This window comes from Defluviimonas sp. D31, from assembly GCF_033436765.1.
Taxonomy (GTDB): domain Bacteria; phylum Pseudomonadota; class Alphaproteobacteria; order Rhodobacterales; family Rhodobacteraceae; genus Albidovulum.
Genome location: NZ_JAWQFN010000001.1, coordinates 109,737 through 135,026, shown reverse-complemented (window position 1 = coordinate 135,026; position 25,290 = coordinate 109,737). Strand labels below are relative to the sequence as shown.

Genomic DNA, 25,290 nt, shown 5'->3' with positions numbered 1-25,290 from the left:
TTTGCCGGGAAACGCTGCCAACTACAAGCGCGGTTCAAATGTCTGGCGGATAAACTGCCGCAGGAGCAGGATCTGGCCGACGATCATGTGGGGCTCGCCGAGCGCCTTGCCCATGACGATCCCGCCCTCGATCACGGTGCCGATCATGTCCGCCAGGGCCTCGGTGTCGACGTCGTCCCGGGGGGGATAGGTCGCGCACAACTCTTCGAACACATCCTGGAAGCGCCGCCGCCACGCCAGGACGGCGCGCCGGTTGGCTTGACGCACTTCTTGATCAAACAGGCGGTCCTGATAGGCGGCCGTCGCCACGATGCAGCCGGGGTGCCCGTTGGGCATGTCCTCCAGCAGCTCGGCCAGAAGCCGCAGGCCGATCAGGGTCGTGTGCAAGGGATCGTCGCTCAACTCTCTCGCCCGGGACCAGAGACCGTCGAAGATCTCGTTCTCGACCTCTATGTGACGCTCGATCAGCGCATGAGCGAGCGCATTCTTGTCCGGGAAGTGGTAGAAGAAGCCCCCCTTGGTGATTTCCGCCCCGGCCACGATCTCCTCGATCGAGGTCGCGTCGAAGCCCTTGGAGAGCACCGCCGCCTCGGCGATGTCCATGATCCGGGTCTTGGTGTCGGTCTGCTTTGCCATCTCGCTCCCTTGCGTTTACTGGACCGCCGGTCCAGTTCCCCGAGGGCGAAGCTGCGGCAGGCTTCACGCTGTCTGGCGCAAGCTCCTGAATTAAAAGGGCAAAAAATGTTACCCCGCAGTATACCGCAAGCAAACTAGGTCTCAAAGCCGGATTTCGTCATTCCTTTCTTATGGACAAAGGAGGAGTGAAATGACCTTGCATACGGACGTCACGCGCCAATTTCTCGACGACCCTCGGATCTACCTGACCGACGGAGGGTTCGAGACTTCGATGGTGTTCCACGAGGGGCTGGACCTCCCCGCCTTTTCCGCCGTCGTGCTTCTTGATGACGCGGGGACGCGAGCGGCCGTGACCCGCTATTTCGAGCGGTTCCTCGCCATCGCCGAGGCGGCCGGGACCGGATTCGTGCTCGACACCGCCACCTGGAGGGCGGCCGACCACTGGGCCGCGGCCATCGGGCGGCCGAAGGCTGAACTGCGGCAGCTCGCGCGCGCGTCGGTGGCCTTCGCACAGGCCCTGAGGGCGCGGTGGGAGAAGCGGGTCGACCCGATCCTGATCGAGGGCGTCGTCGGGCCGGCCGGAGACGGCTATGCGCCAGAGAACCTGCTGGCGCCGGACGAGGCCGAGGCGCTGCATGCCGGGCAGGTCCGTCTCCTCGCCGAGGAGGGCGTGGATTTCATCGGCGCCATCACGATGACCCATCCCGGCGAGGCGATCGGGATCGTCCGGGCCGCGCAGGCGGCGGGCGTTCCGGCGGTGGTCAGCTTCACCGTGGAGACCGACGGGCGCCTGCCGAACGGCCAGACGATCGGCACGGCGATTGCCGAGACCGATGCCGCGACCGGGGCCAGGCCGCTTTACTACATGATCAACTGCGCCCATCCCGATCACTTCGCGGCCGAACTTGGACAGGGTGACTGGCGCGCCCGGATCGGCGGAATCCGCGCCAATGCCTCGCGTCTCAGCCATGCCGAACTCGACAGGGCGGAGGAGCTCGATGACGGCGATCCGGAGGAGTTCGGCCGGCTTCATGCCGCCTTCGCCGGGCTCATGCCGGGGCTCAAGGTCACCGGCGGCTGCTGCGGGACCGATCACCGTCACGTCGGCTGCGTCGCCCGGCATGTCGTGGAACCCGTCGTTGCCGTTGCGTGAATGTCAGACAAAAAAAGGAGAAGACCAATGAAGTTCCTTACCATCACCGCCTTCGCCACCGGCCTCGCGCTGCCGGTCGCCGCAGCTCCCCTCAGCGGCTTTGACGTGGCCGAGGATCTGTCGCGGTTCGTCCATGCGGCCGCCCCGGCCTTCGATGACGGATCCCCGGCCTATGGCACGCCCTTCATCACGCAAGGCTATTTCTATCCGGCCGGCACGCTCGACGGCGGCGTCGAGGGAACCCTGCCAGACGGAGGCCCGGCCTTTCCCGAAAAGGTCATCGGCACCTGGACCTGCGACGGCTATTTTGTCGGCGAGGGCCTGCGTACGCTCACCGGCGACATCGTCGTGACCCGGCAGGTCTACCAGTTCGCCAACGGCGACGTTCTCATCAGCCAGGGCACCGAACTCGCCGACATTGGCGTGCCGGTGACACGGGCGGTCACCGGGGGAACCGGCGACTATGCCAGTGCCGGCGCTGCGCTCGAACAGGTGCGACTTGGCATGACCGACGGCTACGGCGTACGCCTGCAGGTCGTGCTCGAACCGGCCCGCCAGCGCGCGGCACTCGACTGAGATGGCCCGTACCATGCGCCCGGCCGCGATCTTCGGCCGGGCGGACGACCCGACAGACAGGAGCGTTTCCATGACCAGACCCGATCTGACCATCCGCAAGGCCCGCGCCGCAGATGCCGGCTCCATCGTCGAGATGGTCAACCAGGCCAGCGAGGGCATCGCCCTGCATTTCTGGTCAATGACGGCTCCTGTCGGCAGTGACCCGATAAAGGTTGGCGTTGCCCGCGCCGCCGCTCTCGCCGAGTGGTGCGGCCCCTGTGCGGGAAAGGAGAGAACCATCCTGCCCTTGGTGAAACTCTTTCGAATTGGTCTGTCAGCACCAATGAACCCATTGTTCGCGGATCAAACCCACGGAGCCGTCGTCGCGTGGCCAAGGGTGCAAAAGATCTTTGACAGTACCGTCCGGCGCCCGCTTGCACCTCAACCAAAGTTCCTTTGACAGTGCCGACAGGCCTTCTGTCTCGGCGGAGACCGGATCGAATCCGTGTGACAGTTTCTATCGAACTGGCCGGCTACCGTGAAGCGTCGCTCTGTAGCATCTCGATGATCTCTGGTCTTTCATCATGTACGAGAAGCAATGCGAGATCGTCGACTTTCACGCGCTTCAGGATCTTATGGGCACCATCCAAAGGGCTGTCAGCCATCACGATCCTGTCCTCCGGAAGACCGAGGTCGAGGCTTGCCTGACGAATGATCTCCGAAACCTCCCCAGGCCGTCGGCCCCGCAGGTATTTCGGATTTTCCGCTGCCACGACATAGTCCGGATTGAAAGCCAGGGCACCCGCCGTCAACGCGCGGATATCCGAGTCGGACCGGTCGCCCGCGTGAGACAGAAGAACGAATCTCCGCCGCGCTGGCAGCACGGCCATCGCCGATGCCACGGCGGCAATAGAGTGAGGATTGTGCGCGAAGTCGACGAAGATCCGCGCGCCGCGCACCGCAAATTCGTTGGCGCGGCCGGGATTGTCCGTGGGATCGCTTCTGAACCGCGACAAGGTCGCGGAAATCGCTCTTTCGGGAATGCCGAGGGCGCGCGCAGCAAGTGCCGCGGCAAGCACGTTCTCGATGTTGTAGCGCGCCGCGCCGCCGAGCGTCAGGGGGACGTCCTCGACGGCAATCAACGTCGCTTCCGTATGACCGTCCGACAGCATGATCAGGCCGTTCTCGAGCCATCCGCAAGGGCGCTTCGCGCGTCGTGCGGTCACGATCTCGGCTGCCTGGGCACTGAGGGAAAACCAGACCTGCTCCCCCGTTGCGTCTTTGGCTGCGGCGACGACAAGTGGATCGTCCGCATTCAGGACCAGAACGCCGTGCGGCGCGAGTGCCCGGTGCACGGCCAGCTTCACTTGGGCGAGTTCGGGCACCGTGTTGATGCCGTACTGCCCGAGGTGATCGGCGGCGACATTCGTCACGACAGCCGCCCGGGCCCGCGTCACCGGCACGCCCCGACGCAGGATGCCACCCCGCGCGACCTCCAGCACGCCAAGCTCCAGTCGCGTGTCGCGCAACAGAAGTCTCGCGCCCGCGGGGCCGGAATAGTCACCCTTGTCCAGGATATCGTCGCCGACCTTCACGAATTCGGTGGAGGACAGGCCTGACACCAGCCCGGCCGCCTTGCCCATGGCCGCTATGAGCCGCGTCGTCGTCGTCTTGCCATTCGTTCCGGTGACAAGCGCGATCGGAATGTCGTGAAGATGCGACCAGTCGGGAGATTCCGGAAGATTGCCGCTTTTCCATGTCGCCGATCCCGCGCCATGCCCGAGCGTCAGGGCGTCGTCGTCAAGCAGCCGGTCGATCTCGCGCCGGGAGGCTTCCGCGACGAGGGCAACCAGTGCGGGGTTCTCCTCGGCTTTGCTGACGCGGCGCAGATCCGCGATCATGCGGTCGATTGGGATCTGATCGATCTGCAAAAGTTCGGTCGCCGTGTAGTACCACGCCGCCTCGACGATAAAGGCGGCGGTAAAGAGCTGGTCCACTGCGGCGGGAAAGAAGAGGCTGGCACCGCCATCAAAGGGCCGCGTGAGGATATGCGTTGAAGTCCAGCCAAGCCCGTCGAGCAGGCCGCGAGCGTGATGGACCCAGGCTTGCAGCATCACATGCGGATCGAACCCGGAGGCCAGACCATCGCCGACAGCGCCCGGTTCCGGCCCGTAGAGGTTCGGTCCAAGCAGCCTGCGGCAGCCATCCAGAACCAGCGCCGGATGGTCGGGCACCGGGATTTCCAGGAGGTCCTGCAACGCGTCGGACTGCATCACCCTTGGCCTCGTTCAGTCCGACTCCTCAGTCTCGACACGCGCGAGTCGCACGCCGCGTTCGTCGCGGATCAGTTGATCCGCCCCGGACATCAGTTCCTCGAATTCGGGGGCGGGGCGCTCCACGCGGATCGGCTTTGCGGTGACGATGGCCTCGCGCTCCGCCTTCTTGAAGTAGATGATCTGCTTCCACGAACGCGCCAGTTCGTCGGCGAACACTACGAGAAGATCGCCCGGCTGCGCCGCCTGCAAGGCCAAATCGACGGCTTTAGTCTCGCTTTCGACGAGCGTGATGCGATTATCTTCGACACCCGCCTTCAAAAGCTCGTCGCGGATCATCTCGGGCACTTCCATCGGCCCGCGTCCCCGGCGGTCATCGTCCGGCTTCAGGAAGTAGTGGTCGAAATGCCCGGCAAGCGCCTGTGCCGCCGCCACGATATCCTCGTCGCGGCGATCACCCGGCATGGCCGAAACGACAAGCCTGCGCCCCTTGACGTCGAGCCGGTCGGCGAGGCCAGCCATGGCGGCAATGGCGGCGGGATTGTGACCATAGTCGAGGATGACCTTGAACGGGTGTTCGTCGAAGACGTTCGTCCTTCCCGGCACCTGGAAGAACGAGGTATCGAAGGTCCTGAGCCCGTGGCGGATATTGTCGAGGTCGAGCCCGAAGGCGTGCGCCATCGCGCAGGCGAACATGGCGTTCTGCACGTTGTAGAGCGCCTTGCCCTCCAGAGTCGCCGGGATCAGGTGCGACCAGAGGACCGGCAGGTGAACACCGTTGGCATAGATCGTGATCATGTCGCCGTTCATGGCCTTTTCCAGAACCACGGCACGACCGCCGGCCTTTATGTGCTCCTTCACCAGCGGATGGTCGGAATTCGTCGTCACGTAGCAGATATGCGTGGCCTTGCAGAAATCGGCCATGCGCAGGCAATGCAAGTCGTCCGCGTTCAAGACCACGGTGTCGGTCGCGGTTTCGACGACGACGCGCTTGACTACGGCAAGCTGTTCGAGCGTATCGATCCCGCCCATCCCGAGATGGTCTGCGGCGACGTTCAGACAGGCCGAGACGTCACAACGCTGATACCCGAGGCCGGACCGCACGAGGCCGCCGCGCGCGGTCTCCATCACGGCGAAATCGACCGAGGGGTCACGCAACACCATCTGCGCCGAGGCGGGGCCCGTCATGTCTCCCTTCACGGTGAGCTTGCCGTCGACATAGACGCCATCGGTCGAGGTCATGCCGACGATCTTGCCCGAGGATTTCATGATATGGGCAAGCATCCGGGAGGTGGTCGTCTTGCCGTTCGTGCCCGTGATGGCGCCGATCGGGATCCGCGTCCGCCTGCCTTTCGGGAAGAGCATGTCGATGACCTTGCCGGCCACGTCGCGCGGCTTGCCCTCGGACGGCGCGACATGCATCCGGAAGCCCGGCGCCGCGTTCACCTCGACGATCGCGCCGCCGATATCCTTGTAGCTCTTGGTGATGTCCTGCGTGAGAAAATCGACGCCGCCCACGTCGAGCCCCACCGACTTGATCGTGCGTTCCGCCATGTCCTTGTTGTCGGGGTGACAGACATCGGTCATGTCGATCGCGGTCCCGCCGGTCGAAAGGTTCGCGGTAGAGCGCAGGAAGAACGTCTCGCCCGCCGGAAGGACGGTTTCAGCGGTATGCCCGGCATCAGCCATCAGCCGTTCTGCCTGGGTGTCGAGTTCGAGATTGGTCAATACCTTCTCGTGCCCGATGCCCCGGCGCGGGTCGGAGTTCACGATCTCGACAAGCTCCGCGATCGTGTGCTTGCCGTCGCCGATGACGTGGCCGGGTACGCGTTTGGCCACCGCCACCAACTCGCCGTTGACCACCAGCATCCGGTGATCCATGCCGGTGACAAAACTTTCGACGAGGATGCCGCGGCTCTTGGAGTGCGCCCTGGCCTCGTCGAAGGCGGTTTCCACCTGCGCCTCCTCGGTCAGGTTGATCGAAACTCCGCGCCCGTGGTTGCCGTCCAGCGGCTTGACCACGACCGGAAAGCCGATGCGCCGTGCCGCCCGGACGGCCTGGGTCGGCGAATAGACCAGCCGTTGCTGCGGCACCGGCAGGCCGAGGTCGTTCAGCATGTTGTGGGTGTCTTCCTTGTCACAGGAAATCTCGACCGCAATATGCTTGGTCTCGCTCGTGATGGTCGCCTGAATGCGCTGCTGGAACTTGCCGTGGCCGAATTGGACGAGCGAGTTGTCGTTGAGCCGGATCCACGGGATGTCACGTTCCTCGGCCGCCTTGACAAGCGATCCCGTAGACGGTCCGAATTCCTTGCGCTGCGCCATGAGGACGAAGCTTTTCAATTCGTCCGGGAAGTTGAACTCGGGATCGAATTCATACTCGACCTGCGCCTTCAGTTCATCGGGCAGGAGATGCATCAGGAGCCGGATTGCCAACTGTCCGGCTTCCAACCCGACATCGCGCTGGTGGTATTGGTAGACGAGATTGTACTGTCCCGGCACGCCGGTCGAGCGGGTGCGGCCGAAGGTGACCTCGGATCCCGCGACGCCCTGGATCTCAAGAGCGACATGTTCGGCGATATGGCCGAGCCAGGTGCCTTCGCCTTCTCGCAAGCGTCGGATGAAGCCACCCGGTTCGCGGTAGGAACAGCCATGCTCCTGCAGTCCCGGCAGCGCCGCGACGAGCGCGTTGATCCAGTCCTCGCCGATCCTTGCCGAAGGCCAGTCCTCCAGGATTCCGAGGTCGACGACGTAGCGAATGACGGGAAATCCCGCCCACACGTTCGGGCCGACAAACACGTTCGTCGAAACGATCTTCATTGCGGATCTCCTCCCCTTTATCGCGCAGTCAGTTGGTCGTGACCTTCTGGTTTGGCAGCGCGCAGAACGCTGCGTGTTCATCCGGTGGATAGGCGTGCCGTCCCACCAGGTCGTAGCGGCAACCTTCCCCCATCACATGTACCTTCAGGTCGAGCAGCGTCAGCGCCTGACCGCGCGAGGCGTCCCACATCGACGAATGAGAAAGGCTCGAAGCATCGACAACGGTGACCGTACCTGAGCCGACTACTTCCAGGACGCCATCGGGTCCGATGAAGGCAGCTGTATCCTCGTCGATGCCGAGGCCGATCAGGAACGGATTGTAGGATGAAGCGGCCAGCAGTCGGCCGAGCCGGTTCCGCTCGGTGAAGTGCTGGTCGATGATCACCGCGTTCGTCAGCCCGAGGCCCGGCGCGAGGTTCACTGCGCCTTCGGTGGGGGCCGAATTGCTGGCGCCCCCCGCTATCATATGTTCCGACATGATCGAAGCGCCGGCCGACGTGCCCGCGACGACGACGCCAGCGGCGTTGCGGCGCCGGATCTTCTGGGCAATTCCGGTGCCGCCGAGGATGGTCGAGAGGCGCAACTGGTTGCCACCTGTCAGAAAGATACCAGATGCCTTGTCAAGCATGTCGAGATAGCGCGGGTTTTCGCAATCAGCGCGTCGGCTGATCGGCAGGAAGTCAACCTCGGCGGCGCCGAGATCACAGAAAATCCGGTTGTAATCCGCTCCCGTCGTCTCGAGTTCCGATGCCGTCGGGATGACAACGATATTGGCATCCTTGCCGCCCGAAAGGTCAACGAAGCGGCGGTGGATGTGCAATTCCTTCACGCGATCCTCGCCGCCTCCGATCGGGATGATGAAGCCGCGGGGTAGGTTTTTACTCACAGGAGCTGGACACATGCCGCGGCTGTTCCCTGGATATGCCCAAAAGGCTGGTTGCGTTCCCCCCAATGCGGCCGACCCGCCCCCCCAAACAATCTTCAGTCTGGCGAAGCTAAATTATAGCTGCAAGCGTTTTGCCCGCTCCGAATGACGAAAACTGGCTGGATCCCTTCTGCGAAAGCCGTTTCACCGAGGATCAGATCGTCGGGATGATCAAGGAACAGGAAGCCGGCATGCCTGCGACAGAGGTGTGCCGCAAGCATGGGCTCAGCCCGGCGACGTTCTACAAGCTGAAGGCCCGGTATGGCGGGATGGAGCTGTCGGGCGCGCGGCGGCTGAAGGCGCTGGAAGACGAGAATGCCAGGCTGAAGCGGCTGCTGGCCGATACGATGCTGGATAGAGCCGTTCTGAATGACCTCCTGGGAAAACATCGACGACACCGACAGCGCTGCCATTGGTCCGAGTTCAATGGCGAGGCCGGACATCCGTGAGGAAATGTGCCAGATCGCCCAGAAGCGGCGCCGTTTCGGCTATCGGCGCATGGGCATGAACGGAAGAAGCTCTGCCGGATTTATCGCGAAGAAGGCCTGTCTGTGCGCCGTCGTCGTGGCCGCAAGCGGGCGCGTGGCAGTCGCGCGCCGATGCCTGTGCCGCTGCGGCCGAACCAGCGTTGGTCCCTGGACTTTCTGTCCGACACCTTCGGGGCCTGTCGCCGCTTCCGCATACTGGCGGTCAACGACGACTGCTGCCGCGAAAATCTCTGCCCGCTCGCCGATACCAGCATCTCAGGGGCCCGGGTTGCGCGGGAGCTGGATGCGCTGGTCCGGATCTATGGGAAACTCGCTTGCATCGTATCGGACAACGGCACCTGGTTCACAAGCAAGGCGATCCTCAAGTGGGCGAACGATAACGGCGTCTAGTGGCATTACACCGAGCCCGGCAAACCGCGGCAGAACGGCTACATCGCGTCCTTCAAAGGCAGTCTGCGCGACGAATGCCTCAACGACGAGATCTTCGATAGCCTGGCCGATGCACGGCGCGAGATGGTCCTCTGGCGATACGATCACAACACCGTCAGGCCGCACTCGTCGCCTGGCAACAAGAACCCCGCAGAAGCGCGCCGGGCGCTGGAGCAATCTCAGGGATCCGCGCCCGGAGCGCTTGCCCAATCCGAAACGGACTACTCTCAATCCCAAGGACTCTCGTTGCGAACGAGCGACGACCGGGGGTCCGGTCGACCCCGATATCCCCGGCCGCTAGCCATATTCATCAACTGTCGCGCCTGCGGATGGCCGACATCAACCGGCTTTGGTGATTTCGACGCTGTGGGGATAGGGAATCGAGATTCCGGCCTTGTCAAAGGCCAGCTTCACCTCCTTGGTGAGGGCGAATTTCAGCTCCCAGTAATCGTCTGCCTTGCACCATATGCGCGCTGTGAGATCGACGGAACTCTCGCCCAGATTTGTCACGCGCACCCACGGTTCAGGATCATTGATTACGCGTTTGTCGGCGCGAGCCACGTCGAGGATAACCTGAATCGCCTTGTCGGGGTCGTCCTCGTAGTCGATTCCGAAAACGAGATCGACACGCCGCAGGTCCGATGCCGTTGCGTTCGTTATGATGTCGCCCCAGACCTTCGAATTGGGAATGACGATCACCTGGTTGTCGGGCGTCATGACCTTCGTGGAGACAATGGAAACGGACTTGACCGTCCCCGAGGTTCCTCCGGCAGTGACGTAGTCGCCTTCGTCAAACGGGCGGTTGACCATGATCATCAGTCCGGCCGCGAGGTTGCCAAGCGTATCCTGCATGGCAAAGGCGAGGACAAAAGACGCGCCGCCCACGAGAGCGAACAGAGGCGAGACGTCGACGCCGATCGCGGACAGCACCACCATCAGGCCGATCGCCATCGTGATCCAGTATGCCACCATTGCGAGGAAACTCTGCAACAGCTTGGAAAGGTCGGGGATGCGCTGGAAAAGGCGCCGCGCGTAGCCCCTTACGATTCGCGCCAGGATGAAAAGCCCGGTTAGCGATGCGACGATCACGCCCAGGTTGAACACAACCCTGAGTCCGCCGTCAGGTGATTTCGACCAATTCAGGGCCTGCATCAGCAAGGTCTGCCAGCCAGCCTGCTGCTTCTCATCCACAATGATTGCACTGCGGTAAGCGCGGAGCATCGCCACCTCAGCTTCGTCGCCGCCCTTTTTCTCAAGGTTGCCCACGACGGCTGCAAACCGGTCAAATCCGTGTCCGCGCACTTCCGTCAATTCCACGATGCGGTTCAGATCTTCCTGCGTCTGCCCGCCTTCTTTGTTCTGAGACGCGACTGTGGCGTGAACGACCGCTTCGGTCTGGCCGCGGACGATCTCCTGCCAGCGCAGCGCGAGAGCGGAAAGCTCTTCCAGGGTCAAGGGAATGAGCCTGAGCTTGAACTCTTCCAACTCCATTCCCGGATCGTCGAGGCCGACGGGCAAGGTCGGGACCGATCCGCCTTCTGCCTCGGCCGAAACCTCCTCGCTTGGCGCACCCTCCTGAGCTAGCGCCGGAGAGAAAAGCTGCGTAGCCAATACAAGCAGGATCGCCCCCAAGAAGCTAACCAGCCGAAATGGCATCAACGATGAACCCAGAAGCTGCATGCCTTCTCCTTTTTGTAGTTCACTCCGTATACGGTATGTTTCTGATCACAGATCAGTCGGCATACTAAGAACAAGCCCCGGGAATGACCACCGCGCCCGAAATCGACGGCACCACCTGTGATCAGGCAGTGCCGTGTCAAGGAAACTTGGCTTGAGGCAAGTCCGGGCGCTGGTTAGCGTTCAGCCATGATCATGCCAGTCCCTTCAAGTGATCCAGGACGGATCCCGAAATCATTCGCCGCACGGTGGTGCCGAATGTGCGTTTCTCGCTGGCGGTTCGAAAAGTTGAACATATGCATCAGGATCGGGGCGTCGACGTGAGCCGCGAGAGGGTGCGGATTTGGTGGCATAGGATAGGTTCGATGTTCGCGGCCAAGGTTCGAAGGCGACGTATCGAGAGCATGAACTCGAGCCGACGGCAGTGGCATCTTCACGGCGTACGAACCGAAGCTTGCGCGCCGTGGCATGGTCGAACGGAGCGCGTCGAGGGCGATTGCCAGGCTGACGCGGCGGACCAGAGAAAACCGCGGCGTGACTGTCGACGATTTCTCGGAGGAGGGCGTTCAGCAATGAGAGTAGTTTCCGTTGCGGCCGTGCTCATGATGGCTCTTCCGCTTTCGGCACAGGAAACACCATCGGCCTTGCAGCGATCGCTCGAACTTCCGGCGCATCGTTCACTCATGGCGAAGGCTCGGGGCGTGGATCCGGTGCCATTCGAATCCGACGGGTGCAGTGGAGGTCTCTCGACGTCATGGCGGGTGGTCGCGGACCTGTTTCCGGATTTCGCGGAGGTGCATCAGGACACTCCTCCATGGGAAGACTGCTGCGTCATTCACGACCGTGTCTATCATGATGCCGGCGGCGCGACCGATGCCGAGGCAAGTTTCGAGGCACGCCTAGGCGCCGACGCGGCCCTGCGCGCCTGCGTGATCGCCAAGGGGCAAACACGGCGCGACGAGCTGGCGCAACGGTACGGTGTCGCGCGTGAGGCGATCGACCGCGCTTACCTCGCGGTCGCGGACGCGATGTACAATGCGGTTCGCTTCGGCGGCGGGCCTTGTCTCAAGCTGCCTTGGCGCTGGGGGTTTGGCTACCCGAATTGCGTGGCTGGATTCTGACCTGTCAAGCCGGGTCGAGCGGCGGGCAGGGGGGCGGTCACCAGGTATTCTTGCCCTCTTCATGTCTACGGAACTCGACGGTGCGACAGCACCGAAGTCGCGACTTGGGAGCACGTCACGAGCGGCAAACACCGAATTGACACGCGGGGCGTTCCCGCCGCTACCCGGGATCCGGTTTGGCTATGCTCGTCCGACGCCCGCCGGTCCTGTCTATCTTGCCACGATCACCCGCAGGCCCCACTCGCGGCACCGATCCTCCAGGGTTTTCGGCAGCGGTTGATCGGTGAACACGGCGTCGACTTCAGAAATCGAGGCGATCCGTGCCGGTGCCGTGCGCCGGAACTTCGAATGATCCGCCACGAGGAAGACCTTGCGCGACTGGCGCAGCAGGGCCTGGCTGACGCCTACCTCCTGGATATCGAAATCCAGCATGTCGCCGTCCTCGTCGAGCGCGGAGCAGCCGATCACGGCAAGGTCGAACTTGAACTGGCTGATCGCCTCGGTCGTGAGCTTGCCGACGAGACCGCCATCGGCGCGGCGAAGCTGGCCGCCGGTGACGACGATCTGGCAGTCGGGGTTGCCGACCAGGATGCCCGGGACGTTCATGTTGTTGGTCACGACCAGGAGATTGCGGTGGCGAAGCAACTCATGCGCGACCGCCTCGGTGCTGGTCCCTATGTTGAGAAACACCGATGAGTCTTCCGGAACCTCCAGCGCGCAGGCCTTGGCGATGCGTTGCTTGGCCTCCTTGAAGAGGCCGCGCCGCTCTTCGTAGCCGATGTTCGTGACCCCGGACGGCAAGACCGCGCCGCCATGGACGCGCTCGAGCTTTCCGGCCTCCGCGAGATCGGTCAGGTCGCGTCTTATGGTCTGGAGGGTCACGTCGAAATGCTCGGCAAGCCCCTCGACGGTCACCTTTCCTTCTCGTCGGGCGATGTCGAGGATCTCGGAGTGACGAAAAGACAGCGACAAACCGTTCCCCTTTTCTCTCAGTCGCGCCAGCCGCGAATCCGCGTCGCACCGAAGATACGGGGATCGGATTCAGGTGTCAAAAATGTTCCAATATGCGCGATACGGCCTTCGTCTCGCTCGATGATCGCAGGGTTTGCCCTGAAGTATCACGATTTCTCATCGAAATCCGATGGTGGAGACGTAAGTAAGTGATTGAATTCATGTGGTAACGTAAAAACATGCGCAAATCGAAAATTTTGTGTTTCGTTTTTCTACTGTTTTGAGGGGGATGGTCCAGCCAGGTGCGACCAGCGGAGAGAGCTGAACATCGGGGTATCCAAGACCTGGTCGTCATCGACCGCCGGGCCAACCGTTGTGGCATTGCCCGTGATGCCGCGGCACGCTTCGCGAGGCACTGAAGCGAGCCAAGGGTGCGGCGGCGAGACAGGGGTATGGACACCGGGAGCTCGCGGACGGGCAGGGCAACCGCAAGTCCCGTGCTCAGACGTTTGAAGCGTTCATGGCCATATATGCCCTGGGGCCGATCATGCTGGTGTGCGCTGCATCACGTCTTGACGAGGTTGTCGATGAACCGGGCGAACAACTCACCTTGGGAACTGATGCCGAGTTTGGCGTAGATATTGCGCCTGTGAGCGCGCACAGTACCCGAAGAGATGCCGAGAACCTGTCGGATTGCCTCTGCCGAATAGCCCTTGAGCGTATACTCGACCACCTCGCGCTCCCGCGGTGTCAGTTGTCCGTCCGCGAACCGTTGGAAGGAGCGTTCGATCTGTCCGTCGGGCGCATCCGCATCGGTGCCTCGCTGCGCCTTGAACCGGTCGGCGACATCCGCCCAGTGACGCGCGCAGGCGGCTTCGACTATCGGCCAGGCGCTCTGGATCGCGGCGAACTCCTTGGCCGAGAACACTTTCCGCGCCCGCATGAGCGACACGACGACGACTGCGCCGCGCCCGGTGTCGATGAAGAAACCGATCTCTTCGGCGAGTCCGGTCTGGACGTAATAGCTGCGGAAATATTCGCCTTGATAGAAGCGGTCTGGCGCGAGATCGCGCATCCGGTAAAGCCCCGGAGCGACGGGTTTCGTCGCTGCCAGGAAGAACGGATCGAGCATATACGGACCCGCCTGATAGTCGGTGACGAAGACCGCCCGTTTCTCGCGCGGGAAGTCGTCGAAGAGATCGAGCGGCCGCGCCGCGCCGCCGTAGCTGAATATCACGGTGAAGTCGTAGGGCGCGACCGTCCGCAGAAAATCAGCGAGGCAGCCGGGAAAGTCTGGCGTCCCTTCGGCGGCGATCATGCGGCCGATCCGTTCGAACTTAAGCTCTATGCTCATCTGGCAGTCTTTTCGTCAAGCTATGCGCTTTGTGGTATATACAAGGCTTCGCCCATTTTCTAGATTTTATACCATTCCGAGGCATATGCGTGAGTGCTGAAGTTTGACCGGAGACGATGAATCCTCCATCGCGGAACTGCGCGGCGCCACCAAGCGCTTCGGCGACGTCGTTGCGGCGCGGGACCTCAACCTCACCATAAGGCGCGGGGAATTCCTGTCCTTTCTTGGACCTTCGGGCTGCGGCAAGACCACGGCTCTGAGGATGCTCGCGGGGTTCGAGACGCCGACCGAGGGGGATATCTACCTCGACGGGCAGCAGGTGAATGCCATACCGGCCCACCAGCGTCCCGTGAACATGGTGTTTCAGCACTATGCGCTCTTTCCGCATCTGACCGTGGCCGAGAACATTTCATACGGTCTTCGTCAGCGCCGTCCCAGGCCGCCTGCGGCGGAGGTCGGGGCCGCGGTCGCCCGCGCCCTCGACACGGTGCGGCTTCCCGATTTCGGACCGCGCCGCATCTGGGAAATGTCGGGCGGGCAGCAACAGCGCGTGGCGCTCGCCCGCGCGATCATCAACGAGCCGAAGCTGCTTCTCCTCGACGAACCGATGGCCGCGCTCGACAAGAAGCTGCGCCACGACATGCAGATCGAGCTTCAGACCTTGCAGCGCCAACTCGGCATCACCTTCATCCTCGTCACTCACGACCAGGAAGAGGCTTTGTCGATGTCCGATCGCATCTGTATCATGCGCGACGGGCAGATCGTGCAGACTGGCAGCCCGCGCGACCTCTATGACCGGCCGAAAAACCGCTATGTCGCAGATTTCGTTGGAAAATCAAACTTCTTTGAAGGGTGCGTGGAAAGCGTCGAAGGCGAGACGGCCAAGATGACGTGCCCCGGCGGCATCGGATTCATCGGCTATGCGGGCGACGGTGTCCGCGCCGGGCAATCCGGTATCGCGAGCCTCAGGCCCGAACAGATCAGCCTCACCCGCGGCAACGGCGGTGTGCCGGTCACCGTCGTCAACCGCATCTTTCTGGGCGAACACACCGAATATCTGGTCCGGAACCCGGATCTGGGCCAGTTCCTCATCCTCGCGTCCCGACAGGCCGAAGCGGGAGAGGGCAACTTCGAACCGGGGGAAACGGGAAGCGTCCGCTGGCGGGATGGCGCGGCGCTGATCCTGAAGAACGAATGACAGCAACTGGGAGAATGAACATGACGGACCGTAATGGCTTCATCTCACGCGAGAAATTCATGGCGGAGCTTTTCCGCTACAAGAAGGGATCGGTCACGCGGCGGCACTTTCTTGGCGTGACCGGGCTTGGAGCGGCGACCGCGGTGCTGGGGTCGGCTGTACCCGGACTCAGGTCGGCCGCCTGGGCGCAAGCAAACATCGGCGACCGCGTGGTGCTGGCCACCTGGCCCAACTACCACGATCCGGCGAATTTCGAAGCCTTCACGGCGGCGACGGGCGCGGCCGTCGACATGAACGTCTTCGGCTCGAACGAAGAGATGCTGGCGAAGCTTCAGGCCGGGGGCTCGGGCTGGGACGTCTTCGTGCCCACGAATTACACGATCACGACCTATGTCGGCGAGGACCTCATCGAACCGCTCGACCTGTCGAAGATCCCGAACTACGACGCGGGGGCCTTTAATGAGCGCTTTGCGGGTCCGGGCACCGTCGACGGCACCGTCTATGCCGTGCCCAAGAACTGGGGCACGACGGGCTTCGCGGTGAATACCGCGCAGCTTGGCAGCCTGCCGAAGCCCACCACGTGGAAGGAATTCTGGGACATGACCATGGCCGATTTCTCGGGCCGCACGATGGTCCATGACTACCAGCTAACCACCATCGGCAACGCACTGAAATACTTCGGCTATTCTTTCAACTCGGTGGAACCTTCCGAACTCGCCGAGGCCGAGAAACTCCTGCTGGACGCGAAGCCCCATCTGTTCGCGATTTCGTCGGACTACCAGCCCTCGATGCGGTCGGGCGACGCCTGGATGACGATCTGCTGGACCGGCGACGGCAAGCAGATGAACCGCGACATGCCGGAGATCGAATATGTGCTTGGCAAGGAAGGCGGCGAGCTCTGGTCGGATTTCTACGCGATTCCCAAGGGGGCGCCTCACATGGACGCCGCCTATGCGCTGATCAACTACCTGCTCGACCCGGCGGTGAACGCGAAGGAGTCGCTCTTCCACGGCTATCCGACCGCCGACGCCCGCGTCGACGCCCTGATGCCGCCGGAGGTGCTGAACGACCCGATCCTCTATCCTGCGGCCGAACTGCTCGACGCGCTCGAATTCGGCGCGGCGGTGACGTTGACCGACCCAAACCGCGCCGAGCTGATGGCGCGCTTCAAGTCGGCCTGAGCGCATGACGCCGAGGCTGAGGACAACACTTCTGCTCGCGCCGGCGACGCTGTGGCTTCTGGCTATGCTCGTCCTGCCGCTTGTCGTCGTGGTGGTCTTCAGCTTCGGCGAGCGAGCGGCGGCGGGAGGATACTCCGCCGCCTTCAGCCTCGAGAACTTCGCCAATCTCGGCACCCGCTGGACCGCGTTCAAAAACACGCTGATGCTGGCGCCGATTGGCACGATCCTCTGCCTTCTGATCGCCTATCCTCTGGCCTATTACCTTGCCGTCCGGGCCGATCCGAAGTGGCGGACGCTTCTCTTGATCCTCGTTATCGTGCCCTTCTGGACCTCGATCCTGATCCGGTCCTATGCGTGGATCTACCTGCTGGGCGGGCAGGGGATTCCGAAACTTGTCAGCATGATCGGCCTCGGGAGCCCCCGTCTCATCAACACGCCCTTCGCGGTCCTGACGGGGATTGTCTACGGCTACCTGCCGCTGATGATCTTCCCGATCTATGTCAGCCTGGAACGGCTCGACAAACGGCTGCTGGAAGCCTCCTCCGATCTTGGAAGCCCGCCATGGCGTAGCTTCCTCCAGGTGACGCTGCCGCTCTCAATGCCCGGCGTCGCCACCGGCTGCATGCTCGTCTTCATCCTGCTGATGGGAGAGTTCCTGATCCCCGCCATGCTCGGCGGCGGCAAGGTCTTCTTCGTCGGCAATGCGCTCGTCGACCTCTTCCTGCAATCGCGCAACTGGCCCTTCGGTGCAGCGGTCGCGGTCGCGCTCGTCGTCATCATGCTCGTCACCGTCACCGCCTACATGCGCCTAACGCGCCGCTGGGCAGGCGGGCGCGACGACGTCTCGCTGATGTGAGGGCGCAATGAGGTTATATGCGTTAAGCGTCTATCTCTTCCTCTACATCCCGATCGGGGTGATCGCCGTCTTTTCCTTCAACGCGGGCCGCTACGCCGCGCAGTTGCAGGGATTTTCGACCCAGTGGTACGGCAAGGCACTGTCGAACCCCTTCGTGATGGAGGCGTTGCAGACCAGCGCCACGGTCGCGGCCGTATCGGCGGTGCTGGCGACCATGGCGGGGACGCTCGCGGCGCTGGCGCTGCAGGGCGTCGGCGGCAAGCCGCGGATGGTCTTCGACGCTCTTCTCTATATCGCGGTCATGGTGCCGGGCATCGTGATCGGGATTTCGACGCTCATCGCGCTCGTGACCTTGTTCGACTGGATCAACCCGCTGATTGCCTCGCTCTGGCCGGTCGCCGAGGCGGCCCCCCGGTTTCACCTCGGCATGGGATCGTTGATCGCCGCGCACGGGCTTTTCGCCATGGCGCTTGTCGTGATCATCGTGCGCGCCCGCATCGCGGGCATGGACCGGAGCCTGATCGAGGCCTCGGCCGATCTCGGCGCGACGCCTTTCGGCACCTTCCGGCAGGTGACGCTGCCACAGATATTCCCGGCGATCCTCGCCGGTTTCCTCCTCTCCTTCACCTTCAGCTTCGACGATTTCATCATCGCCTTTTTCGTCGCGGGGTCGGAGACGACGCTGCCGATCTACGTCTTCTCCTCGATCCGGCGCGGTGTGACGCCCGAGATCAACGCCATTGGCACGATGGTCCTCGCTGTCTCTCTCATCATCCTGATCGTCGCCCAGACGATCCTCCAGCGCGGTCGCCGCGCGCAATCGGTCTGAACGATGGTGGATGCGCTGCTTCAGGACCGCGTGGCCTTCCTGACCGGTGCCGGGTCCGGCATAGGCCGGGCCGGGGCGCTGGCGCTCGCCCGGCACGGGGCGACGGTCGTCGTGAGCGATCTCGATCCCGACCGGGCCAGGGATGTCGTCGCGGCGATTGTGGCAAGCGGCGGCAAGGCCCACGCGCTCGGTCTCGACGTGACCGAAGATGCGGCGCTGGAAGCCGCGATCGCCGGCACCCACGAGAGGTTCGGGCGGCTCGATATTCTTCATTCCCACGCGGGCATCCAGATTCCGGGGCGTCTGGAAGAGGTCAGCGCGAGCGACATGGACGCGTCCTGGCGGCTCAACGTCAGGGCGCATTTCGTTGCCGCGCGCGCCGCGATGGCGGTGATGAAACCGAGAGGGGCGGGGTCGATCATCGTCACCTCGTCGAATTCCGGCGTGCAATACGACCGGGAGATGATCGCCTATTGCACCACAAAGCACGCGGTCATCGCGATGGTGCGCCAGATCGCGGTCGACTACGCCCGCTTCGGGGTGCGCTGCAACGCGCTGTGTCCGGGCTTCGTCGACACCGTGTTCAACGCAGGCTTCGAGACCCAGATGGGCGGCCGCGACGCGCTTGAGGATTACGTCTCAAAGAACATTCCGATGGGGCGGTGGGGAACGCCCGATGAGGTCGCTGAAAGCATCGTGTACCTGGCCTCCGACCGGTCGTCCTTCATGACGGGCCATGCGCTTGTACTCGATGGTGCAGAGTCGCTGTGATACCAAGTACCCGGGATTGGGTCTGACCGACACTCCGATCCGGATAACTTGACCTCATTGGCTGCTGCGCCCACCGACGGCGGCGCGACTTTTCAGATATTGCTGTCGCTTCGCTCGCTCGATGAGGGCACTGGCTGAGCCAGCAACCAGTCCCGAACCTCCAGAGTCGCGCGGGACAGGGTCATATCGCGAGGCCAGATGACGTGGAAATCCATGCCCGTGGTCAGGACATGCTCCGTAAGCCGGACAAGAACGCCCTTTTCCACCAACCCCTCCACCAGGTGCCGCCAGCCAAGCGCTACCCCTTGCCCGGCGATGACAGACTGGACGACCAGGACGTAATCGTTGATCTGCAAGCCTTTCGGAATCCTCCGCCCGTCGATGCCGACCGAGGTGAACCAGTCGCGCCAGGTCGCCGCCGACCGGAAAGGCTCTTCAAGGTGGATCAGCTGATGCTCGAGCAGGTCCGCCGCTTGCTGCGGCCGATCTCTCTTGGCGAGATAGCCTGCGCCGCAGACGGGGTAGATTTCCTCTGGCGCAAGCGGTTCGGCATGGTATTTCGACCACTCGCCGGGATCGCCGCCGCGCACGGCCAGAGGGATGCCTTCGCCGACGAGATCGAGGTCGCGGTCCGCTGTCTGGATGCGCAGGTCGATATGCGGAAGATCCTCACGCAGCTGCGCCATGCGCGGAACCATCCAGAAGGCCGCGAACGCGGTCGAACAGGACAGGGTCACATGGCCGCCCGTCGCCACCGAGCGCAGATCCTGGGCCGACCGCTGGATGTGGGAAAGCCCGATCGACACATCTGCGTGAAACCGTTCGCCCGCCTCGCTCAGCCGGACCCGGCGGTATTCGCGCAGGAAAAGCGCGGTGCCCAGATGATCCTCGAGCCGGGCAATTGCATAGGACACCGCAGCCTGCGTCATGCGCAACTCTCGCGCCGCAGCGGTAAAGCTCGACAATCTGCCCGCCGCTTCGAAGACGACGAGGCCGTTGATGGATGGCAAAAGGCTGCGCAGCGTTTCCATAATTTTTACTTATCAAAATTATGAAAACTTTCCAGCGTTACTGGAACAAATCGTCAAACTAGTCTGCGCCTGACTTATGAAAGGGGTAGATCATGGCAGACAGCGGGTATCTAGAGCCAGAGGCAAAGCGCCAGCGGGCCGGCCGGTCGCAGCGACGCGATACGCGCCTGCAAGGCGGGCAGGCCGCGAAACGGCCCTATATCGTGCGCAATCTGCCGACCTATGACATCCTGTCGGATGAAAGCCTGTCGCGGATCGAGGCGACCGCAGACCGCATTCTTGCAGAGATCGGGATCGAACTGCGCGAAGATACCGAGGCGCTGCGGCTTTACCGCGAGGCCGGAGCAGAGGTCACGGATATCTCTGCCGACGTCTGGAACCTGAAATTCCCGCCCGGAATGCTGCGCGAGATCTTGAAGGCCGCGCCTGCAGAATTCACCCAGCACGCCCGCAACCCCGCAAACAACGTGCGGATCGGCGGCAAAAACGTGGTCTTCGCCCCTTCCTACGGCTCGCCCTTCGTCATGGATCTCGACCGGGGCCGGCGCTACGGTACGATCGAGGATTTCCGGAACTTCGTGAAACTCGCCCAGTCCTCGCCATGGCTGCACCATTCGGGCGGCACGGTCTGCGAACCGACCGATGTGCCGGTGAACAAGCGCCATCTGGACATGGTCTATTCCCACATCCGCTACTCTGACCGCGCCTTCCTTGGCTCGATCACCGCGGCCGACCGCGCCGCGGACAGCGTCGAGATGGCGCGCATCCTCTTTGGCGCGGAGTTCGTGGATCAGCACTGCGTGGTGATGGGGAACTTCAACACTACCTCGCCGCTGGTGCTGGACGGTGTCACCACCGCGGGCATCCGCACCTATGCGGCGGCCAATCAGGGCTCCATTCACTTGCCGTTCCTTCTGGGCGGCGCCGTTGCCCCGCTCACGATCGCGGGCATGGTGGCGCAGGGGCTGGCGGAAAGCATGGCCTCCTGCGCGCTGACCCAGCTCGTCCGCCCCGGTGCGCCCGCGATCCTGGCCAGCTTCTTTTCCTCGATGAGCTTACGCTCCGGCTCGCCCACCTTCGGCACGCCGGAGCCCGCGATCGGCTCTCTGGCCATGGGCCAGCTTGCGCGCCGCCTGAACCTCCCGCTGCGCTGCGCGGGAAATTTCAGCACGTCGAAACTGCCCGACGGCCAGGCCATGCAGCAAAGCATGATGTCGATGATGTCGGCCGTGCAAGGCGGCGCGAACTACGTGCTGCACTCTGCCGGTTTCCTCGATGGGCTGCTGTCGATGTCCTACGAGAAGCTCGTGATGGACACCGACATGTGCGGCGCGCTCCATGCCTATCTCGACGGGATGGAGGTCAACGAGGACACGCTTGCCTTCGATGCGCTCGCCGAACTCGGCCCCGGCCAGCACCTGTTCTCCACCCAGCACACGCTGCGGCACTACGAGACCGCGTATTGGGACAGCGGGCTCGATGACAACCAGCCCTGGGAGACATGGGACGAACAGGGCGGCATCGATTACGCCCAGCGCGCCAACGCCCGCTGGAAAAAGCTTTTGCGCGAGTACGAGGCCCCGCCGCTGGACGAGGGCATCGACGAGGCGCTGAGGGATTTCATCTCCTGCCGCAAGGATGCGATGCCGGACATGTGGTACTGACCCCGCGCACGGACTGACCGGCTGACCCCGACAAACCGAAAAAGACGACGCCCAGATGCCAGCCGGCCTCCGGGCGCTCGCTTCCTGCATTCTCACGCCCGCCAAAATGGGAAAAATTGGCATGAGCAAGAACCTGATCGACCTTATGGACGACAAGCTGCGCGACAAGCGCGAAAACTTCGACAGCATCCCCGTCATCGACGTGGCCCCGCTTCTCGACGGCAGCGACAAGAAGGGTGTGGCCAAGCAGATCCGATGGGCACTGTCGAACGCGGGCTTCATGTATGTGAAGAACCACGGCATTCCGCAGGCCTTCGTGGACGACGTCTTCGATGTGACCCGCCGCTTTTTTGACCTGCCCATGCAAGAGAAGATGGCGCTGCATGTCGGCAACTCCGACGTTGCGCTGCGCGGCTATATCGAGCCCTTCGGCGAGAACACCGATCCCGGCAAGACCCGCGACCTGAAGGAATGCTTCGACATCGGCCCCGAGCGCGCTTCGCTGGAAGGCCCGTTCTTCGGCCCGAACCAATGGCCTGCCGGCTTCCCGCAGTTCCGGGAACTGGTCTACGGCTACCATGAGAAGATGATCGTCCTGTCCAGGCAGTTGCTGCGGGGCATCGCGCTCAGCCTCGATCTGCCCGAAGCGCATTTCGAGGGCATCATGAAAGACCCGATCAGCATCCAACGCCTTCTGCACTACCCGCCGCAGAACGGGCATGCCGGCAAGGATATCATCGGCATTGGCGCACACACGGATTACGGCAACCTGACGATCCTAGCACAGGACGACGTGGGCGGGCTGCAGGTGATGAACCGTGAGGGCGACTGGGTCGACGGGACCCCGATCCGGGGCGCTTTCGTCATCAACATCGGCGACCTGATCCAGAAGCTGACGAACGACGTCTGCCTCGCGAACATGCACCGGGTGATCAACACGTCGGGGCGCGAGCGCTATTCGATCCCCTTCTTCATCGACGCCGATTTCGATGCCGTGATCGCGCCGTTGCCGTCCTGCGTGTCGGACGCCAACCCGTTGCGCTATCAGCCCGTCACCTGCGGGGCGCATAAATTCGGGCGCTTCGTCGCCAGTTACGCGCATCTGCAACAGCCGGCAGCTTGAGGGCCTGCCACGCGGCCGTGCCGCCAGGTGCGAGGGCCACGACAGGCCCCGGCGAAACGGACGTGATCAAGCAAACTCTCGACTGGGCCAGGACCATCGGTCGATTGGCTCAGTCACTCTTTCGCTGTGCCGATCGTATGCGATGCCTCCAAGCCGGACTGGACCAGCTCAGACCACCTTGTCGGGAACAGGTGCAACGGCATGGCAACTATCGGGTTTCCAAGCGATGCCAGTCCAGCCAAGGAAAACTAGTTTGCCGGAGCGGGGGGCGAGGATGTCAGGAGCGTCCAGCAGGATATCCGGCCAGCCCCGCTTTCGGGCTCGACCCGTGATCAGCGCATCCTGAGTGCGCCGTCGAGACGGATCACCTCGCCGTTCATGTAACCGCATTCGACGATGAAGCCCGCCAGCGCGGCGAATTCCGCCGGATCGCCAAGTCGCTTGGGAAAGGTAACCTCGGCGGCGAGACCTGCCTGCACCTCGTCCGGCAGCCCCCGCATCATCGGCGTGGCGAAGATGCCGGGAGCAATGGCACAAACGCGGATTCCGGAGGCGGCGAGATCGCGCGCGATCGGCAGGGTCATGCCAGCAATGCCCGCCTTCGATGCCGCGTAGGCGGCTTGACCCTTCTGCCCGTCGAATGCCGCGATCGACGCGGTGTTGATGATCACCCCGCGCTCCGGGCCTTCGTTCGCGGCCATCTTCGCCGCCGCCAGCCGGATCATGTTGAACGTGCCGACGAGGTTGACGTCGATCGTGCGGCGGAAGCTCGAAAGGGCATGAACTCCGTCGCGGCCGAGTGTCTTCTCGCCGATGACGATGCCCGCACAATTCACAAGCACGTCGATCCGGCCCATTGCGGTCATCGCGGCTTCGATGGCGGCAGTGGCCGATCCCTCGTCGGTAACGTCGGCATCAACGAAATGAGCGCCGATCCTGGCCGCGAAATCGGCCCCGGAGGTTTCTCGATCAAGAACAGTCACATGCGCCCCACGCACACGGAACGCTTCGGCTGTGGCGGCGCCAAGCCCAGACGACCCGCCGGTGACGATCACGCCGCATTGGTCGAGAAGCATTTGGTCTCTCCGGATAAATGAACGAACGTTCATAAAGTAGGCCGGTTGCACGCGACTGTCCAGTTTGTTTGCGAGGCATTGAATAAGGGGCTGGTATGCTGGATTCCGCCAATTGGTGTGGGATTTCTGCAACGCGGCGCAGGCGAGAGTTGTGCCCCCCTTGGCGCAAAGTGTATTTGGCCTATCTTAAAGGCACCGGCGACAGGCTCCGCAGCGCGATATGACAGATCGTTTTACGGGTGCTGGACGTCACGGAGTGATTAGAGCGATATTGGAGACAAAGATGAGCAACATGATCAAGACCGCACTCGCAGGCGCGGTTCTCGCCGGTGGTCTCGCGATGCCGGCTTTCGCTGGTGGTCTGGCTGAACCGGTCGTGGAAGCGCCGATTGCGCCGGTTCCGGTCATCGTCGGCACCGACTGGACCGGCTTCTACGTCGGTGGCGATCTCACCTACGGTGACGTGGGGACGAGCGGCCCGGACGGCGATGGCTTCATGTACGGCCTTCGTGCAGGTTATGACTACGACTTCGGCAACTGGGTTCTCGGTGGTCGCCTCGACTATGACTGGAGCGACATCGATCTCGCCCAGCGCGCTGGTTCTCTTGACTCGGTCTGGCGTGTGGGCGCCCGCGCAGGTGCTGACCTCGGCCGCACCCTGATCTACGGTATCGGCGGCTACGCCGAAGCTGATGCGAGCCTGAACGGCGTTGGCTACTCGGATGACGGCTGGTTTGTCGGCGCTGGCGCGGACTACCTGATCACCGATCGGTGGACCGTTGGTGCCGAAATCCTGTACCACGAGTTCAGCAACTTCGCCGCGACCGGCGTCGACATTGATGCGACCACCGCGTCGCTCACCGCCGGCTTCCGGTTCTGATACGGCTGCGGGAGGGCATGCTCTCCCGCATCCCATTTCTACCAGCGCCCGCTTGCTCCTTATGGGGTTGGCGGGCGTGTCCCATTAAGCATCATGCATGCCGTTTGCGGCAGGGCGAGATGCGATAGGCGGGATTCTCCTGAAATCACAGATGCGGCAAGGCGTGATCATCGCTGAGACGGCGGCGGTCGCGATCGAGCCTTCGTTTCCGCCAACCAAGCCGCGACCGGAACCGGGCAAAGCCTCGGGCGGCAACGGTGCGGTTCGGAGACGAGCGACCGTCCGGCACGACAACCACG

General features: G+C 63.0%; 21 protein-coding genes and 1 pseudogene. 13 read left to right on the top strand and 9 right to left on the bottom strand.

Translation table 11 applies throughout. The features are described 5' to 3' along the window. Positions 1-21 precede the first annotated feature (21 nt). Positions 22-603, bottom strand: coding sequence for a TetR/AcrR family transcriptional regulator (locus tag R5H32_RS00640; RefSeq protein ID WP_318336759.1), 582 nt, complete (start codon positions 601-603; stop codon positions 22-24). A 223-nt stretch (positions 604-826) separates the two neighbouring features. Between R5H32_RS00640 and R5H32_RS00635 the strand changes: the two genes are divergently transcribed. The 3 genes from R5H32_RS00635 to R5H32_RS00625 all read left to right on the top strand — a co-directional run bounded on the left by R5H32_RS00635 (position 827) and on the right by R5H32_RS00625 (position 2,804). Next, positions 827-1,789: a homocysteine S-methyltransferase family protein gene (locus tag R5H32_RS00635; RefSeq protein ID WP_318336758.1), complete on the top strand. Its 963-nt coding sequence runs from the start codon at positions 827-829 to the stop codon at positions 1,787-1,789. A 27-nt stretch (positions 1,790-1,816) separates the two neighbouring features. Next, positions 1,817-2,365: a hypothetical protein gene (locus R5H32_RS00630; protein WP_318336757.1), complete on the top strand. Its 549-nt coding sequence runs from the start codon at positions 1,817-1,819 to the stop codon at positions 2,363-2,365. Between the two features lie 70 nt (positions 2,366-2,435). Next, positions 2,436-2,804 (top strand): hypothetical protein, encoded by a 369-nt coding sequence (locus tag R5H32_RS00625; RefSeq protein WP_318336756.1) that lies wholly within the window; start codon positions 2,436-2,438, stop codon positions 2,802-2,804. 73 nt (positions 2,805-2,877) lie between these two features. Here R5H32_RS00625 and R5H32_RS00620 read toward each other — a convergent pair whose 3' ends face one another. From R5H32_RS00620 to R5H32_RS00610, 3 genes are read right to left on the bottom strand one after another with little or no spacing between them, the layout of a single operon-like run. After that, a complete protein-coding gene (locus R5H32_RS00620; protein ID WP_318336755.1) occupies positions 2,878-4,617 on the bottom strand; it encodes a Mur ligase family protein in 1,740 nt (579 codons plus the stop codon). A 15-nt stretch (positions 4,618-4,632) separates the two neighbouring features. Beyond that, complete coding sequence (cphA, locus tag R5H32_RS00615; RefSeq protein ID WP_318336754.1) at positions 4,633-7,437, bottom strand: cyanophycin synthetase; 2,805 nt, start codon at positions 7,435-7,437, stop codon at positions 4,633-4,635. A 28-nt stretch (positions 7,438-7,465) separates the two neighbouring features. After that, positions 7,466-8,323, bottom strand: coding sequence for a cyanophycinase (locus tag R5H32_RS00610; RefSeq protein ID WP_318336753.1), 858 nt, complete (start codon positions 8,321-8,323; stop codon positions 7,466-7,468). A 206-nt stretch (positions 8,324-8,529) separates the two neighbouring features. Between R5H32_RS00610 and R5H32_RS00605 the strand changes: the two are divergent. After that, positions 8,530-9,501 (top strand): annotated as a pseudogene (locus R5H32_RS00605) (IS3 family transposase); the annotation flags it as partial. 117 nt (positions 9,502-9,618) lie between these two features. On the opposite strand, the gene R5H32_RS00600 reads toward R5H32_RS00605, so the two are convergent. Then, positions 9,619-10,959 (bottom strand): mechanosensitive ion channel family protein, encoded by a 1,341-nt coding sequence (locus R5H32_RS00600; protein WP_318336752.1) that lies wholly within the window; start codon positions 10,957-10,959, stop codon positions 9,619-9,621. 602 nt (positions 10,960-11,561) lie between these two features. Here R5H32_RS00600 and R5H32_RS00595 point away from each other — a divergent pair. Next, entirely contained in the window at positions 11,562-12,077 is a 516-nt protein-coding gene (locus R5H32_RS00595) for a hypothetical protein (RefSeq protein WP_318336751.1), read from the top strand. Positions 12,078-12,287: 210 nt separating this feature from the next. Here the strand turns inward: R5H32_RS00595 and R5H32_RS00590 are convergent, their stop codons facing one another. Then, positions 12,288-13,049, bottom strand: a complete 762-nt coding sequence (locus R5H32_RS00590) for a DeoR/GlpR family DNA-binding transcription regulator (protein WP_318336750.1) — start codon at positions 13,047-13,049, stop codon at positions 12,288-12,290. A 544-nt stretch (positions 13,050-13,593) separates the two neighbouring features. Next, positions 13,594-14,382, bottom strand: a complete 789-nt coding sequence (locus tag R5H32_RS00585) for a helix-turn-helix transcriptional regulator (protein WP_318336749.1) — start codon at positions 14,380-14,382, stop codon at positions 13,594-13,596. 103 nt (positions 14,383-14,485) lie between these two features. Here R5H32_RS00585 and R5H32_RS00580 point away from each other — a divergent pair, with 103 nt between their 5' ends. Genes R5H32_RS00580 through R5H32_RS00560 form a run of 5 tightly spaced genes read left to right on the top strand, consistent with a single transcriptional unit; the run spans position 14,486 to position 19,217 of the window. Next, the gene (locus R5H32_RS00580; protein ID WP_318336748.1) at positions 14,486-15,580 is read left to right on the top strand and encodes an ABC transporter ATP-binding protein; all 1,095 of its coding nucleotides are present in this window, start codon (positions 14,486-14,488) and stop codon (positions 15,578-15,580) included. Positions 15,581-15,600: 20 nt separating this feature from the next. Continuing rightward, positions 15,601-16,761, top strand: coding sequence for a spermidine/putrescine ABC transporter substrate-binding protein (locus tag R5H32_RS00575; protein WP_318336747.1), 1,161 nt, complete (start codon positions 15,601-15,603; stop codon positions 16,759-16,761). A gap of 4 nt (positions 16,762-16,765) precedes the next feature. After that, complete coding sequence (locus R5H32_RS00570; protein WP_318336746.1) at positions 16,766-17,617, top strand: ABC transporter permease; 852 nt, start codon at positions 16,766-16,768, stop codon at positions 17,615-17,617. A gap of 7 nt (positions 17,618-17,624) precedes the next feature. Next, positions 17,625-18,446: an ABC transporter permease gene (locus tag R5H32_RS00565; RefSeq protein WP_318336745.1), complete on the top strand. Its 822-nt coding sequence runs from the start codon at positions 17,625-17,627 to the stop codon at positions 18,444-18,446. A gap of 3 nt (positions 18,447-18,449) precedes the next feature. Continuing rightward, a complete protein-coding gene (locus R5H32_RS00560) occupies positions 18,450-19,217 on the top strand; it encodes an SDR family NAD(P)-dependent oxidoreductase (protein WP_318336744.1) in 768 nt (255 codons plus the stop codon). Between the two features lie 92 nt (positions 19,218-19,309). Here the strand turns inward: R5H32_RS00560 and R5H32_RS00555 are convergent, their stop codons facing one another. Then, complete coding sequence (locus R5H32_RS00555; RefSeq protein WP_318336743.1) at positions 19,310-20,248, bottom strand: LysR substrate-binding domain-containing protein; 939 nt, start codon at positions 20,246-20,248, stop codon at positions 19,310-19,312. A gap of 92 nt (positions 20,249-20,340) precedes the next feature. Here R5H32_RS00555 and R5H32_RS00550 point away from each other — a divergent pair, with 92 nt between their 5' ends. Then, positions 20,341-21,912, top strand: a complete 1,572-nt coding sequence (locus tag R5H32_RS00550; protein WP_318336742.1) for a trimethylamine methyltransferase family protein — start codon at positions 20,341-20,343, stop codon at positions 21,910-21,912. A gap of 121 nt (positions 21,913-22,033) precedes the next feature. Beyond that, the gene (locus R5H32_RS00545) at positions 22,034-23,035 is read left to right on the top strand and encodes an isopenicillin N synthase family dioxygenase (protein ID WP_318336741.1); all 1,002 of its coding nucleotides are present in this window, start codon (positions 22,034-22,036) and stop codon (positions 23,033-23,035) included. A 332-nt stretch (positions 23,036-23,367) separates the two neighbouring features. On the opposite strand, the gene R5H32_RS00540 is transcribed toward R5H32_RS00545, so the two are convergent. Beyond that, positions 23,368-24,111: an SDR family NAD(P)-dependent oxidoreductase gene (locus tag R5H32_RS00540; RefSeq protein ID WP_318337320.1), complete on the bottom strand. Its 744-nt coding sequence runs from the start codon at positions 24,109-24,111 to the stop codon at positions 23,368-23,370. Positions 24,112-24,394: 283 nt separating this feature from the next. Here R5H32_RS00540 and R5H32_RS00535 point away from each other — a divergent pair, with 283 nt between their 5' ends. After that, complete coding sequence (locus R5H32_RS00535) at positions 24,395-24,991, top strand: porin family protein (protein WP_318336740.1); 597 nt, start codon at positions 24,395-24,397, stop codon at positions 24,989-24,991. The last annotated feature ends 299 nt before the right edge of the window (positions 24,992-25,290 follow it).